The organism is Streptomyces sp. 1-11 (assembly GCF_007176755.1).
Classification (GTDB): Bacteria; Actinomycetota; Actinomycetes; order Streptomycetales; family Streptomycetaceae; genus Streptomyces.
Window position 1 is genome coordinate 84,853 of the sequence record NZ_BJTV01000006.1, and the last position, 13,978, is coordinate 98,830.

At 73.7% G+C, this 13,978-nt stretch carries 15 protein-coding genes; 8 read left to right on the forward strand and 7 right to left on the reverse strand.

Annotation, left to right across the window (positions count from 1 at the left end; translation table 11 throughout):
* Positions 1 to 44: 44 nt before the first annotated feature.
* The 4 genes from TNCT1_RS14575 (at position 45) to TNCT1_RS14590 (ending at position 3,835) form a co-directional block, all read left to right on the forward strand.
* Positions 45 to 458: a transglycosylase SLT domain-containing protein gene (locus tag TNCT1_RS14575; protein WP_143631796.1), complete on the forward strand. Its 414-nt coding sequence runs from the start codon at positions 45 to 47 to the stop codon at positions 456 to 458.
* A 114-nt stretch (positions 459 to 572) separates the two neighbouring features.
* Positions 573 to 1,259: a YoaK family protein gene (locus TNCT1_RS14580; RefSeq protein WP_143631799.1), complete on the forward strand. Its 687-nt coding sequence runs from the start codon at positions 573 to 575 to the stop codon at positions 1,257 to 1,259.
* A gap of 336 nt (positions 1,260 to 1,595) precedes the next feature.
* Positions 1,596 to 2,969 carry a glycine betaine/L-proline transporter ProP gene (gene proP / locus TNCT1_RS14585; RefSeq protein ID WP_143631802.1) on the forward strand — a complete coding sequence of 458 codons (1,374 nt, stop codon included), beginning with the start codon at positions 1,596 to 1,598 and terminating at the stop codon, positions 2,967 to 2,969.
* 197 nt (positions 2,970 to 3,166) lie between these two features.
* Positions 3,167 to 3,835, forward strand: a complete 669-nt coding sequence (locus TNCT1_RS14590) for an O-methyltransferase (protein WP_143631804.1) — start codon at positions 3,167 to 3,169, stop codon at positions 3,833 to 3,835.
* A gap of 41 nt (positions 3,836 to 3,876) precedes the next feature.
* On the opposite strand, the gene TNCT1_RS14595 is transcribed toward TNCT1_RS14590, so the two are convergent.
* Positions 3,877 to 4,269, reverse strand: a complete 393-nt coding sequence (locus TNCT1_RS14595; protein ID WP_143631807.1) for an FHA domain-containing protein — start codon at positions 4,267 to 4,269, stop codon at positions 3,877 to 3,879.
* Positions 4,270 to 4,403: 134 nt separating this feature from the next.
* On the opposite strand from TNCT1_RS14595, the gene TNCT1_RS14600 reads away from it, so the two are divergent.
* Positions 4,404 to 4,838, forward strand: coding sequence for a DUF1992 domain-containing protein (locus TNCT1_RS14600; protein WP_143631810.1), 435 nt, complete (start codon positions 4,404 to 4,406; stop codon positions 4,836 to 4,838).
* A 25-nt stretch (positions 4,839 to 4,863) separates the two neighbouring features.
* On the opposite strand, the gene TNCT1_RS36295 is transcribed toward TNCT1_RS14600, so the two are convergent.
* A complete protein-coding gene (locus TNCT1_RS36295; RefSeq protein ID WP_235902592.1) occupies positions 4,864 to 5,613 on the reverse strand; it encodes a hypothetical protein in 750 nt (249 codons plus the stop codon).
* A 3-nt stretch (positions 5,614 to 5,616) separates the two neighbouring features.
* On the reverse strand, positions 5,617 to 6,282 hold the full coding sequence (locus TNCT1_RS14610) for a hypothetical protein (protein WP_143631814.1): 666 nt from the start codon (positions 6,280 to 6,282) through the stop codon (positions 5,617 to 5,619).
* Between the two features lie 156 nt (positions 6,283 to 6,438).
* Between TNCT1_RS14610 and TNCT1_RS14615 the strand changes: the two genes are divergently transcribed.
* A complete protein-coding gene (locus TNCT1_RS14615; protein ID WP_143631816.1) occupies positions 6,439 to 6,948 on the forward strand; it encodes a GNAT family N-acetyltransferase in 510 nt (169 codons plus the stop codon).
* On the opposite strand, the gene TNCT1_RS14620 is transcribed toward TNCT1_RS14615, so the two are convergent.
* Positions 6,935 to 8,974, reverse strand: coding sequence for an MDR family MFS transporter (locus tag TNCT1_RS14620; RefSeq protein WP_143631820.1), 2,040 nt, complete (start codon positions 8,972 to 8,974; stop codon positions 6,935 to 6,937). The two genes, TNCT1_RS14615 and TNCT1_RS14620, sit on opposite strands and share 14 nt — an antisense overlap.
* A gap of 873 nt (positions 8,975 to 9,847) precedes the next feature.
* Here TNCT1_RS14620 and TNCT1_RS35830 point away from each other — a divergent pair.
* Positions 9,848 to 10,579, forward strand: a complete 732-nt coding sequence (locus tag TNCT1_RS35830; RefSeq protein WP_174266298.1) for a peptidoglycan-binding protein — start codon at positions 9,848 to 9,850, stop codon at positions 10,577 to 10,579.
* Between the two features lie 168 nt (positions 10,580 to 10,747).
* Here the strand turns inward: TNCT1_RS35830 and TNCT1_RS14630 are convergent, their stop codons facing one another.
* Both TNCT1_RS14630 and TNCT1_RS14635 read right to left on the reverse strand, forming a co-directional pair.
* Positions 10,748 to 11,416 (reverse strand): HAD-IA family hydrolase, encoded by a 669-nt coding sequence (locus tag TNCT1_RS14630; protein WP_143631826.1) that lies wholly within the window; start codon positions 11,414 to 11,416, stop codon positions 10,748 to 10,750.
* 185 nt (positions 11,417 to 11,601) lie between these two features.
* Positions 11,602 to 12,183: a TMEM165/GDT1 family protein gene (locus TNCT1_RS14635; RefSeq protein ID WP_143631830.1), complete on the reverse strand. Its 582-nt coding sequence runs from the start codon at positions 12,181 to 12,183 to the stop codon at positions 11,602 to 11,604.
* Between the two features lie 376 nt (positions 12,184 to 12,559).
* Between TNCT1_RS14635 and TNCT1_RS14640 the strand changes: the two genes are divergently transcribed.
* Positions 12,560 to 13,204 carry an HNH endonuclease family protein gene (locus tag TNCT1_RS14640; RefSeq protein WP_143631833.1) on the forward strand — a complete coding sequence of 215 codons (645 nt, stop codon included), beginning with the start codon at positions 12,560 to 12,562 and terminating at the stop codon, positions 13,202 to 13,204.
* A gap of 119 nt (positions 13,205 to 13,323) precedes the next feature.
* On the opposite strand, the gene TNCT1_RS14645 is transcribed toward TNCT1_RS14640, so the two are convergent.
* On the reverse strand, positions 13,324 to 13,947 hold the full coding sequence (locus TNCT1_RS14645) for a DedA family protein (protein WP_235902594.1): 624 nt from the start codon (positions 13,945 to 13,947) through the stop codon (positions 13,324 to 13,326).
* Positions 13,948 to 13,978 lie beyond the last annotated feature (31 nt).

The window sequence follows — 13,978 nt, forward strand, 5'->3', positions numbered from 1 at the left end:
CCGGCTTACGGGCGATCCCCCGTCCCCGACGCAAGAGGTTCTCCGTGTCCGTCTCCTTCATCCGCCGCATCGCCTCCCCGAAGAAGGCCCTCACGACCGTCGCCGTGGCCGCCGCCTCCGCAGGCATGGCGCTGTCCGCCGCGCCCGCCCACGCCGCCACCGACTCGGCCTCCTCCGCCCGGACGATCGCGCAGAAGATGATTCCGGACGCCGCGCAGTACAACGCCTTCAGCAAGATCGTCGAGCACGAGAGCGGCTGGAACCCCAGCGCCACCAACAGCTCCTCCGGCGCCTACGGCCTGGTACAGGCCCTGCCCGGCTCGAAGATGGCCTCCGCGGGCGCCGACTGGAAGACCAACCCGGCCACCCAGATCAAGTGGGGCCTGGACTACATGAACTCCCGCTACGGCAGCCCGGCCAAGGCCTGGACCTTCTGGCAGGCCAACGGCTGGTACTGAGCCGCGCGCGCGTGTGTCCGCGCGTTGCGCGGCGCCTGACGGAGGGCGCCCGTCGGCCGGGTGAACATGGTGGGCCTGGCACCGCCCCCGTCCGTCCGGCCGACCGGAGGAAGCATGACCACGCCGTCACCGCCCGCGCCGGAGCAGGAGACACGGGGAGTGCGTCTGGTGACCGTGCTGCTGGCGCTGACCGTGGTGAGCGGCCTGATCGACGCGGTGAGCTACCTGGGCCTCGGCCGGGTCTTCACGGCCAACATGACGGGCAACGTGGTGGTCCTGGGCTTCGCCGCCGCGGGCGCTCCCGGTTTCTCGGTCCCGCTCACGGCGACCTCGCTGGCCTGCTTCCTGCTGGGCGCGGTGACCGGCGGCCGGGCGGCGGCACGCTTCGGCGCCGGCCCGCGGCGCGGGTGGGCCCGCCGGATCCTGGCCGTGGAGGCGGTCCTGCTCGGCGGATCGGCCGCGGTCGCCTTCGCCTGGCCGGACACGACCGGCACCCGGTACGCCCTGATCGCCCTGACCGCCTTCGCCCTGGGCCTGCGCAACGCGACCGTCCGCAAACTGGGCATCGCCGACCTCACCACCACGGTCCTGACGATGACCCTGACCGGCCTGGCCTCCGAGTCCCGCCTGGGCGACGCCACCGGCCGCCGCTCCCCGCGCCGCACGGCCGCGGTGGTCGCCATGGTCGCGGGCGCCGCCCTGGGCGCCTGGCTGGTCGCCCACCACGGCCTGGGCGTCCCCCTGCTGCTCGCGGCGGCGGTGTCCGGCGTGCTGGCGGCGGTGACGTCCGGGCGGGAGTGACCCGCCCGTCCACCCGCCTTGCGGGCCCATAAAGACGGGAATGTTCATATCTGACTCTTATGCGATGCATGCTTCCTTTGCGCGAGCGGCGGTAGCGGAATCGGGTTCCGGTTGCCCTCATCCGACGCGACAAGGATCACAGCGCCGGACAGGCATGACCCGGCGCGATCGGGCAGGAGTACCTGCATACGCGCCCTTTAGCTGCCCTGTGCACCTAGTCGAGCACGTGACGTAAGCAGGCGAACTCCGCCTATCGTCGCTTTTCGGCCTGCTGTCCGACACCGCCGTCGCCCGGGCCCTGTCCCCGTCCCCGTCGAGAGGTAGGCGAGTTCCGTTTTGGCGACCGCCACTGCAGTCACCCCGCACCTGAAGACCCCGCGGGCCGCCAAGGCCCACGCCGACGTCACCGTCACCGACTCCGCCATGGTGAAGCGCGCCGTGAAGGCGGCCGCGCTCGGCAACGCCATGGAATGGTTCGACTTCGGTGTCTACAGCTACATCGCGGTCACCCTGGGCAAGGTCTTCTTCCCGTCAGGCAACCCGACCGCGCAGCTGCTCTCGACGTTCGGCGCCTTCGCCGCGGCCTTCCTGGTCCGCCCGCTGGGCGGCATGGTCTTCGGACCGCTGGGCGACCGCGTGGGCCGCCAGAAGGTCCTCGCTCTCACCATGATCATGATGGCGGCGGGCACGTTCGCGATCGGCCTGATCCCGTCGTACGCCTCGATCGGCGTCGGCGCGCCGCTGCTGCTCCTGGCCGCCCGCCTGGTGCAGGGCTTCTCCACCGGCGGCGAGTACGCGGGCGCGTCGACGTTCATCGCCGAGTACGCGCCGGACAAGAAGCGCGGCTTCTTCGGGAGCTGGCTGGAGTTCGGCACGCTGGCCGGCTACATCGGCGGCGCGGGCCTCGTCACCCTCATGACGGCCCTGCTGTCCACCCACGACCTGCTGTCCTGGGGCTGGCGGATCCCGTTCCTGATCGCGGGCCCGATGGGCATCATCGGCCTCTACCTGCGGATGCGCCTGGAGGAGACCCCGGCGTTCGCGGCCGAGGTCGAGAAGGCGGAGGCCACCCGGCCGAAGGTGCCGCTGCGCGAGATGGTGGCGGGCCAGTGGAAGGCGCTGATGCTGTGCATGGGCCTGGTGCTGGTCTTCAACGTCACCGACTACATGCTGCTGTCGTACATGCCGAGCTACCTGACCAGTGAGCTGAAGTACGACGAGACGCACGGCCTGCTGGTCGTGCTCGGCGTGATGGCCCTGATGATGATCGTCCAGCCGTTCGCCGGCGCGCTCACCGACCGCATCGGCCGCCGTCCGGTGATCGCCGCGGGCTGCGCGGGCTTCCTGCTGCTGTCCGTCCCGGCCCTGCTGCTGATCCGCCAGGGCAGCCTGGTCGCGGTGGCCCTGGGCATGGGCGCGCTGGGCATGCTGCTGGTCTGCTTCACCGCCGCCATGCCGGCCGCGCTGCCCGCGCTCTTCCCGACCCGGGTCCGCTACGGCTCCCTGTCCATCGGCTTCAACGTCTCGGTGTCCCTGTTCGGCGGTACGACCCCGCTGGTGGTCACCGCCCTGATCGGCGCCACCGGGAACATGATGATGCCCGCGTACTACATGATGGCCGCGGCCGTCGTGGGCGGCTTCGCCGTCTGGCGGATGTCCGAGTCGGCGGGCCGCCCGCTGCCCGGCTCGGCCCCCTCGGTGGAGCGGTAGCCGCCGCGGCACCCGCCGTACCCGTCCCCCACCGGCCCCCGGAGCGCGAGCGCCCGGGGGCCGGTGGCGCTGCGCCGCCGGTGGAGCCGCCGCCGCCGCTCCCCCCGTCCGCGCCCTTCGGCTGAGACGATGCAGGGGGAGGGCCAAGGCGTCCCGGGCTGAGACTCGGGCGGACACTCGGGAAAGGCAGCAGGCGCATGAGCTCGCAGCTCTGGGACGACGTCGACTTCTACTTCAGCAGCCATCTCGCACCGGAGGACGATGCGCTCCAGGCGGCCCTGCGCGACAGCGAGGTCGCGGGGCTGCCGCACATCAGCGTGACGGCCGTCCAGGGCAAGTTCCTCCAGCTGCTCGCGGAGATCCAGGGCGCCCGGACCATCCTGGAGATCGGCACGCTCGGCGGCTACAGCACCATCTGGCTGGCCCGCGCCCTGCCGGCCGACGGCAGGCTGATCTCACTGGAGTACAGCGCCAAGCACGCCGAGGTGGCGACCCGCAACATCGCCCGGGCCGGCCTGGAGCGGATCGCGGAGGTGCGGGTGGGCCCCGCCCTGGAGTCGCTGCCCAAGCTCGCCGACGAGAACCCGGCCCCCTTCGACCTCGTCTTCATCGACGCCGACAAGCCCAACAACCCGCACTACGTGGAGTGGGCGCTGCGGCTGAGCCGCACGGGCAGCATCATCGTGCTGGACAACGTGGTGCGCGGCGGACGGGTCGTCGACACCGACAGCAGGGAACCGGACATCGTCGGCACCCGCGAGGCCATCGAGCTGATCGCCGCCCACCCCAGGCTGAGCGGCACGGCGGTGCAGACGGTGGGCAGCAAGGGCTACGACGGGTTCGCGGTGGCCCGGGTGCTGGGCTGAACCACCCCGGACCACCCCGGACCGCCGCTTCCTCGCGGGGTTCACACCTCGTGGTAGAAGCCCACGTTGACGCTGCGCGGCGCGGTGCGGTCCTGGACGACGACCTCACCGGAGCCGCCGCGCGGCAGCGAAACGGCGGCGCCGTAGGCCACGGTCTGCGCGTACTCGCCGACGATCAGCCGCACTTCGGCGGACGGCTCGGCCTGCGAGCCGCGCAGCCAGGACAGTTGCCAGCCGCCGTCGGGACCGCAGCGGAACTCCAGGTGGGCGCGGGAGACGAAGAGCCAGTCCTCGGGCGTGACCAGCCGGCACACGGACGCGTCCCGGCCCACGCGCAGCACGGCGCCCGGCTCGCTGGGCGCGTCGGCCATCGTCATGCCGGCGGTGGCGCCCGTGTCGGCCCCGGAGACGGTGGCCATGGTCAGTTCCAGCACGTGCGTTCCCCCTGGAGATGCTGCGACGTCGAAGAACCGGCGGCGTCCGGGACATTCTCGCGCGGTGGCCGGTTCGCCGCACCGCCGCCGCATGATAAAACGCCCGGCGGCGCCGCGTCCGGCACAATGGGCTCATGACCGAGCGAAAGCCACCGGGTGTTCCGTTCGAGTCCTGGGTCGACAAGCAGATCCGGGACGCGCAGGGGCGCGGGGAGTTCGAGCGGCTGCCGGGCGCGGGTGAGCCGCTGCCCGCCGACCTCGACTCCACGTACGACGAACTGTGGTGGGTCAAGCGGAAGATGGCCCGCGAGGGCCTGGCGGTGCTGCCGCCGGCGCTGGCCCTGCGCAAGGAGGCGGAGGACGCGCTCGTCGCGGCCTACGCGGCGCCCTCGGAGCGGATGGTCCGGAAGATCATCACCGACGTCAACGTGAAGATCCGCGACATGATGTTCAAGCCGCCGCCCGGACCGTACCTGGGCAAGAAGCCGTACGACGTCGAGGAGGTCGTACGCGAGTGGCGGCAGCGCAGGACCGCCGCCACCCGCGCCGAACCGGGCCCGGCGGGCTGAACCGGGCCCGGGGTCGGCGCCCGGTTCAGAGGTGCAGCAGGCGGTCGGCCAGTTCGCGGTAGTCGCGCAGGGCCAGCCGCAGCTGCTCGGTGTCGCTCTCGTGGCCCGGGCCGCCGTCCTTTTCGTTCTGCCAGGACATGCGCAGGTTCCGGCGGCGCCGGGTCACCGCCTCGCCGAACCGGGCGGCGATCTCCTCCAGCGTCCGGTCGGCCTCCTCGACGGCCGACCGGGGTTCCTCCACGAACCCGGCGAGCGTGTGCCGCAGCCGCTCCTCCCACTGCTCCGACTCCTCCTGCGCGAGGAGCGGGGCGTGCGCCCCGGTGTCCTGCCGTCCGTGCCGTCCGGCGCCGCCCGGCCAGGCGTCCGCCGCGGTCCCTTCCGTCGTGGCGGCCTCGCGTCCGCCGAGCCCGCCGGGTGAGGGTGCTCCCAGTCCGTTGTCGGGCATCGGGTCGTCGTCCAGCCTCGTGCCGGGCGCCTGCCGGTGCGTGTCCGGCCGCTCGGAGCGGCCCGCGCCGGTGGCCGCCGCAGGCGATCCGGCGCCCTCGCCCGGGACCCGGTCGTCAGCCGTGAGCCCCTCCCGGCCGGCACCGGCCGCTCCGGGCAGCCGCCCGGCCACCTCGGCCTCCGGCCGGTGGGCCGACTCGTTGCGCACCGGTTCGCCCGGGAGCGGCTCGCCGGGCGAGCGCTCGTCGTGCGGCCGGCGGCCGATTCCGGTGATGTCTCCCTCGGCCGGGTACCGCTCGGCGTCCGGCCGTGTCTGCCTGTCCTGCGCCATGGCTCAGCTCTCCCTCGGGCTGGTCTTGTGGAGGAATCCCTGCGTGCGGGGGCCGGTGCGGTGTCCGTCGCCGGCCGCGGTGCCGGCCTCGGCCTTGCCCCGGTGGCGGCCGTCGCCGTCGATCAGGTCGTCGAAGAGGGCGCGGGCGTCCATCAGGGCCGTGCGCAGCTCCTCGGTGCCGGCGCCGGACGCGCCGGTGCCGCCCTCGGCCCCGGTCCGGGCCACCCGGTGCACCCGCCGGTAGCCCTCGACGTGGTCGGCGTGGTGCACGGACAGCGCGGCGAGCTGCTCCTCGTACCGCCCGCCGTCCGGGTAGCCGCGGACGCCGGCCAGCTCCGCGAGGAGCCGGTCGGCCTCGGCCACCGCCTCCCGGGGGGCCTCCACGAACCGCTCCTGCACGGCCGTCCAGCGGACCGTGTACCGCTCGCGCTCGGCCGGCTCCAGCGGGCGTTCACGCAGCTTGCCGTGGCGCTCGAGGCGCTCGGCCAGTTCCCGCTCGGCGGCCTTGGTGTCCCCGTCGTGCCGGGCCACCGTCCGCTGGTACTCGGGCCCGAAGCGCCGCTTCAGGTCCGGCCCGCCGCCCCGGCCGCGGCCACGGAGGAAGAGGGCGGCGGCGAGGACCAGGGCCGCCACGATCACGATCAAAGCGATGATCACGCCTGTGGACATGGTTGCCTTCCGGAATCGGACCGGCCCCGCTGGCCGGTTCGTCATTCGTGTGACCCGGAACACGGCCCACAAACGGCCGCCCACCGGCCGCGTCCGCCGTCGGCGTTCACATATCCGGTTGCGCGGGCCCCGGGCCCGCACCGGACAATCCCCGGCATGACGTGGACGATCACCCCGGAGCCGTACGACTCCCCCGCGGCCGCCGCCCTGTGGCGGGCGTACTACACGGAGGTCAGCGACCGCTGGTACCTGCTGCACGAGGGCCGCCGGACCGCGCCGGAGGAGCTGGAACGGGGGATCGCGGCCGGCACCGGCGCCGAACTCGCCCCGCTCAGGGGGCGGTTGCTGATCGGCCGGTACGACGGCGAGCCGGCCGGCTCGGCGGGCGTACGGCTGCTCGGCCCGGACACCGCCGAACTCACCCGGGTGTTCGTCCGCGCGGGGATGCGCGGCCGGGGCGGAGCGGCGCTCCTGGTCGCCGCCGCCGAGGAGGCCGCCCGGGCCCTCGGCGCCACGGCCCTGATCCTCGACACCCGCGCCGACCTGGTCGAGGCCCGCGCCCTGTACGCCCGGCTCGGCTACACCGAGACGGCGCCCCACAACGACGACCGGTACGCCGAGCACTGGTTCCGCAAGGACCTGCCCGGCCCCGTCAACGGGTCTTGAGCACCGTGCCGTTGTGCGGCCGCTCGCGTTCCGAGCCGCACAGTTCGCCGGTCAGTTCGCGCACCAGCCGGGTGAGGTCGGTGGACCGGCCGGGCGCCCACCAGTCGCCGAGCAGTTCGGCCAGGGACTCCTCGCGGGCCTTGGCCAGCCGCTCGGCCACCTCGCGCCCCGACGCGGTCAGCACCAGGTCCGGGCCCGTCCGCTCGGCCAGGCGCCGTTCCTCGACCTGGCGGGCGGCGGCCAGGACGGCTCGCAGCGGGACGGGGCAGCGCTCGGCGAGCACACCGGGCTCCACCGTGCCGTACCTGCGGATGCGCAGCAGCAGCCAGCTCGCCGCGGGCAGCAGTTCGTACCCGGCCCGCTCGGTGATGTCCCGGTAGACCTCCCGGCGTCCCTCGCGGGTGCCGAGCACGGACAGCGCGCGGCTCACCTCCTCGCGGGAGGAGCGTTCGACCGGGTTCGGCGGGATGGTCTCGGAGGCGTCCGGCGCGGTGACCGAACCGCGCAGCGGGTCCTCCTTCAGGAACCAGGCCAGCAGGAAACCGAGGGCGGCGACCGGGGCGGCGTACAGGAACACGTCGGTGATGGCGGACGCGTACGCGTGCAGCGCCGCCGGGCGCAGCGGGGGCGGCAGGGCGGCGATGCCGCGCGGGTCGGCCTTGAGGGCGGCGGGCGTGGCGCCGGGCGGCAGCCGGACGCCGCGGAAGGCGTCGGCGAGCTGGTCGGCGAGGCGGCTCGCGAAGACGGTGCCGAAGATGGCGACGCCGAAGGAGGCCCCGATGGAGCGGAAGAAGGTGACGCCGGAGGTGGCGACGCCCAGGTCCTCGTAGGACACCGCGTTCTGCACGATCAGGACCAGGACCTGCATGACCAGGCCCAGGCCCAGGCCGAAGACGAAGAAGTAGGCGCTCATCTCGGCGGTCGGGCTGTGTTCGTCCAGCCGGTGCAGCAGGAGCAGGCCGATGGCGGTCACGGCGGTGCCGGCGACCGGGAACACCTTCCAACGGCCGGTGCGGCTGACGATCTGCCCCGAGACGGTGGAGGACAGCAGCAGGCCGATCACCATCGGCAGCATGTGGACACCCGACATCGTCGGCGAGATACCGTGCACGACCTGGAGGAACGTCGGCAGGTAGGTCATCGCGCCGAACATGGCGAAGCCGACGATGAAGCTGATGACGGCGGCCAGGGTGAAGGTGCGCAGGCGGAACAGTCCGAGCGGCAGAACCGGTTCGGCGGCCCGGCGCTCCACCGCGACGAAGGCGACGGCGAGCACGACGCCGAGCACGGCGAGCCCGATGATCTGCGGCGAGCCCCAGCCCCAGGTGGTGCCGCCGAGTGAGGCGACCAGCACCAGGCAGGTCGCGACCGCGGCGATCAGGGCGGTGCCGAGGTAGTCGATCACGTGGTGGGCGGCCCGGCGCCGGATGTGCAGAGCGGTGGCGATCACGGCGAGGGCGACGACGCCGAGGGGCAGGTTGACGTAGAACACCCAGCGCCAGCTCAGGTGCTCGGTGAACAGCCCGCCGAGCAGCGGCCCGAGCACGCTCGTGGCGCCGAACACGGCGCCGAACAGGCCCTGGTACCGGCCGCGTTCCCGTGGCGGCACGATGTCGCCGACGATCGCCATCGACAGCACCATCAGCCCGCCGCCGCCCAGGCCCTGGAGCGCCCGGAAGGCGATGAGCTGCGGCATGTCCTGCGCCATTCCGCACAGCGCCGAGCCGACGAGGAAGATGACGATCGCGGTCTGGAACAGCTTCTTGCGCCCGTACTGGTCACCGAGTTTGCCCCACAGCGGGGTCGCGGCGGTGGAGGCCAGCAGGTAGGCGGTGACGACCCAGGACAGGTGCTCGAGGCCGCCCAGGTCGCTGACGATCGTGGGCAGCGCGGTCGCCACGATCGTCTGGTCGAGCGCGGCCAGCAGCAGACCGAGCAGCAGGGCGCCGATCGAGACGAGCGCGTTGCCTGAGACGTGCTCGGCGTCCGTCGCGTCCTTCGCCTCGCCGTGCGTGTCCACGGCCATGGAGACCTCCCGGGGCTCGATGCACCTCTCCCATCCTGAGTGGTGTCACCACTTATGGCCCGTCGAGTCCTGGAGGGACCGCTGGATCCCGCGAATGTGGAGGAACTCTGCACATCCCCTGAAGCTCACGAGGAGACCCGCATATCCTCTGAACCTCGCGAAGCGCCCCGGGGGGACACCATGACGGGATCGAGCGGGCACGCCTGCCCGGAGTGCGGCACACCCAGAGAAGCGGACCGCACACCGTCGTGCGACTGCACGGCACGGGCGTCCGAAGCCCTGCACAGGGCACGCACGGCCGACGCGGCGGCGGCTGAGGACTTCGACCCGCTGCGGATACGGCCGTACGTGGAGGTCGGGGACCAGGAGACGGCTCCACGGCCGGGGCCGGCACGGGGCGCGGGCCCGGTGGACGGGGAGGGCTCGGCGCATCGGGCGGCCCTCGGGGGCGAGGCGGCCCCGGCGGCGGCCCCGGAAGCGGCCTCGGCGGCGGGAGCCTGCGTCGGGGACGGAGCGGCCCTGGCGGCGGAGACCGGGCCTCGGGGCGGAGCAGCCCCGGCAGCAAGACTCGGCGTCGCGGACGAAGCGGCCCCTCCGACGGAGACCTGCCCCGGGGACGGAGCGGCCCTCGCGGCGGAGCCCGGTCTCCGGGACGTAGCGGGCCCTGTGGGCGGGGAGGGCTCGACGGACCGGGCGGCGGCTTTCGAGGGCGGACCGGCCCCGACGGCGAGACCCGGCGCCGGGGACGAAACCGCCCCTCCGACGGAAACCTGCTCCGGGGACGGAGCGGCCCTCGCGGCGGAGCCCGGCCCTGTGGACGGGCCGGTCACGGAAGCCCACCGGACGACCGGGCCGGCGGAGGAGGCCGGACGGGTGAACGGGGCGGTGGCGGGGGCCGCCGCCGCGCTGGGCGCCTCCGCGGCCTCCGCTCTGGGCGCCGGGGCGCGCCCGGAGGGCTCCGCGGGGGACTTACCGCCGTTCGGGGACTTGGGCGCGGAGACGGTCCCGGCCGCGGCCGGGACCGGCGGCAGCACCCGCCGGCGCCGTACCGCGCTGTTGTGCGTGGCGGGCGCCGGTGTGGTGGTCGTGGCCGCCGCGGGGCTCGCGAGCGGGCTGTTCTCCTACCGGGAACCGACCCGGGACCGCTCGGCGCCCGAGATACGGGAGAGCGTGCCCGCCGAGGCGCCGACGTCACCGGGCTCCGCCTTCTCGGTCCGGCCCGCGTCCGCGTCCGCGTCGCCCGTCCGCCTCCCGGCAACCACGCCTTCCGCGCCGGGACCGGCCGGTTCGACCGGGTCGCCCGGGGCCACCCCGTCCGCGTCCCGCAGCGCCACCAGCCCGGCCCCCTCGGTCACGGCGACCGGCAGCCCGGCCCCGAGCGCCACGGCGAGGGTCCTCCGCCGCGGCGACCAGGGTCTGGAGGTGATCGACCTGCAGACCCGGCTGAGCGCGCTCAACCTCTACACCGACCACATAGACGGCGTGTACACCCGGCCGGTCGAGGACGCTGTACGCACCTACCAGCTGGCCCGCGGCGTCCAGGGCGACACGCTCGGGGTCTACGGCGCGGCGACCCGGGCGAAGCTGGAGGCGGAGACCTGGTAGCCGCGGCCCCCGCACCGAGACGGACGGCTTCGACCTGACACGGCCGCCGCGCCGGACGGGCGGCTTCGGACGGACGCCGCTGCCGCGCCAAGAAGGGCGACCTGCACCGGACGCGGATCGTGACGTGTGCGGCCCAGTCGGCCGCGCTGGGCCCGGGCCGGACCCCGCTCAGGCCAGGTGGAGCCGAATCGTTCCGTCCCCGGCGGGTTCCACCCGGACGCCCGTCAGGTCGGGCACGACGACGTCCGGTGCGTGCCGCGCGGCCCGCTCCCCCACGCCGACGACCCGCATCCCGGCGGCCCGGCCGGCCGCGATGCCGGCCCCGGAGTCCTCGAAGACGACACAGTTCGCGGGGTCCACGCCCAGTTCCGCCGCGCCCTTCAGGAATCCCTCGGGGTCGGGCTTGCTGGCCCCCACCGACTCGGCGGTGACGCGCACCTCCGGCAGCGGCAGCCCCGCGGCGGCCATGCGGGCGGTGGACAGGGCGACGTCGGCCGAGGTCACCAGGGCGTGCGGCACGCCGCGCAGGGAGGCGAGGAAGGCGCCGGCGCCGGGCACCTCGACCACGCCGTCCATGTCGGCGGTCTCCTCGGCGAGCATGCGGGCGTTGTCGGCGAGGTTCTGCTCCACCGGCCGCTCCGGCAGCAGCACCGCCATCGACGCGTGGCCCTGCCGGCCGTGCACGACCTTCATCACCTCGTCGCCGTCCAGGCCGTGCCGCCCGGCCCAGCGCCGCCAGATGCGCTCGACCACCGCGTCCGAGTTGACGAGGGTGCCGTCCATGTCGAGCAGGAGGGCGCGGGCGGTGAGGACGGTGGGCGTGGCGGTGGCCGGCATCGGCAGCTCCTCCCTGGGACTCCCAGAGGAAAGAAATGAGAAGGCGGGACGGTGGGCGGGACGAGGGACAAAACGGCCCCGCCCGCCGGTCAGGGAAAACGGGCGGGAGCCACTTTGTTTCTCCACGGTACAAAACAAGTCGCGGTCCCGCCACCACCGCCACCGAGCCTTCACCGTCCGTTCGCTCAGCCGGCGACGGCCTCGTACAGGCTCCACACGCCCAGAGCCAGCATCAGCAGCGCCGCGATCTGCGTGATCAGCCGCAGCGGCACCCGCCTCATCAGGGCCTTCCCGCCGACGATGCCGAGCCCGGCGACGGCCCATAGGCCGAGCACCGCGCCGAGACCGACGGAGATCGGGTCGTCGTAGCGGGCGGCGAGGTTGGCGGTCATGATCTGGGTGAGGTCACCGAACTCGGCGACCAGGATGAGCATGAAGCCGGTGCCGGCGACCTTCCAGAAGGTCTGGTCGGCGGGCTTCTTGACCTCTTCCTCGTCCTCGCCCTTCTTCAGCAGCAGCACCGCCGCGCCGCCGAGGAAGAGCACACCCGTGAGCGCGTGCACGATCTGCTGCGGCAGCAGCGTCAGCACGCTGCCGGCGGCGACGGCGAGCACGACGTGCAGGAGGAAGGCGGCGGCGACGCCCGCGAAGACGTACGAGGCGCGGTAGCGGGTGCCGAGGACGAGGCCGGCGAGCGCGGTCTTGTCCGGCAGTTCGGCGAGGAAGATGACGCCGAAGACGAGCGCCGTCACGGAAATGCTGATCAAGGTTCCTCAATCGGTCGGGGCCGCCCCACCGAGAGTGCTGTACCTCATGGGAGACACCTCGGCACGACAGCACACTGGGCGCCGGCGCCTCTGGGGCACGGGCGTGCACTGCTTGCCGAAGGTCTCGCTGGGCGGTCCGCGCGGGATCCGCCTCCGGGCGCCGGCTCAGGCTTGCTGAGCAGTATGTCGACGGTCCGGCGAAGAGCTACTCCCCTTCTGCGCCGTCCATCCTACGGGACCGAAAGTTCGACGCCGAACCTTGTCGTGTCATGCACACGACACTAACTTCTAACCGAGCGCTCACCCACCGGCCACACGGCAGCGCGAGCATTCCCACGCCCGCGCTCCAACGCCCCCACCCCACAAGGGAGTTCGCATGTCCCGGTTCTACGCGCGTCGACGACTGAGCATACTCACCGCCCTCAGCGGACTGGTAGCCTCCGTCGCCCTCTTCAACGCGCCGAGCGCCTCCGCCGCCCTGCCCACCCCGGTCAGCGGCGCCACCGCCCGCAGCTACCTCTCCCAGCTCACCGTGGCCACCGAGAACCGCACCGGCTACAGCCGCGACCTGTTCCCGCACTGGATCACCATCAGCGGCGCCTGCAACACCCGCGAGACGGTCCTGAAGCGGGACGGCTCGAACGTCGTCACCGACTCCTCCTGCGCCGCCACCAGCGGAAGCTGGTACTCCGAGTACGACGGCGCCACCTGGACCGCCGCCTCCGACCTCGACATCGACCACCTCGTGCCGCTGGCCGAGGCCTGGGACTCCGGCGCGAGCAAGTGGACCACCGCCCAGCGGCAGGCCTTCGCCAACGACCTGACCCGTCCGCAGCTCATCGCCGTCACCGACAACGTCAACCAGGCCAAGGGCGACCAGGACCCGGCCACCTGGATGCCGTCCCGCACCGCCTACCGCTGCACGTACGTCCGCGCCTGGGTGCAGGTGAAGTACTACTACAACCTGTCGGTCGACTCGGCGGAGAAGACCGCCCTGACGAACTACCTGGCGAGCTGCTGACCGGACACCCGGCGAGCCGCTGACCACCGGCCCCCCACACCCCTCCCCGGCGCCGCCGCCAGGCACCCGGGGAGGGCGGCCGTACGCCGGGCGCGGGGCCTTCCGCCGGGGCACGGCCCCTACGCGCCGCCCCGCACCGGCCGCCGCCGGACCAGGAACCCGGCCGCCGCGCCCGCGCCGATCAGCGCGGCCACCGAGACACCGGTGGCCAGCCAGGTGGCGCCGAGCCAGCGGGCGCCGAAGTAGCCGAGGGCGACGCTGTAGGCGGCCCAGGACAGACCGGCCAGCGCGGACCAGGGGAGGAAGTCACGGGCCCGGCGGTGCGCCGCACCCGCGCAGAAGGACACCACCGAGCGGCCGGCCGGCGCGAAGCGCGCCAGCACCACCAGGGCGCCGCCGCCCCGGGACAGCGCCTCGCCGAGACGTTCCTGCGCGACGGTCAGCCGGCGCGAGCGGCTTATCGCCCGGTCCAGGCGCTCTCCGCCCCGCCAGGCCAGCCGGTAGGCGGCGAGGTCACCGAGGAGCGAGGCCGTCGCGGCGGAGAGGATCAGGGCGAGGATGTCCGGCACCTCGTGCGGGACCCGCCCCGTCGCGGCGCCCGAGCCCGCCGCGGCCGCCGTGGCCGCCGTGATCACGAGGACACCGCTCGGCAGCACCGGCAGGAAGACGTCGAGCAGCACCGACAGGGCCACCGCGGCATAGATCCACGGGCCGGCGGCCAGCGACCCCAGGCTCTCCCACACGACTGCTCCCCGTCCCCCGTGACTCCCCCCG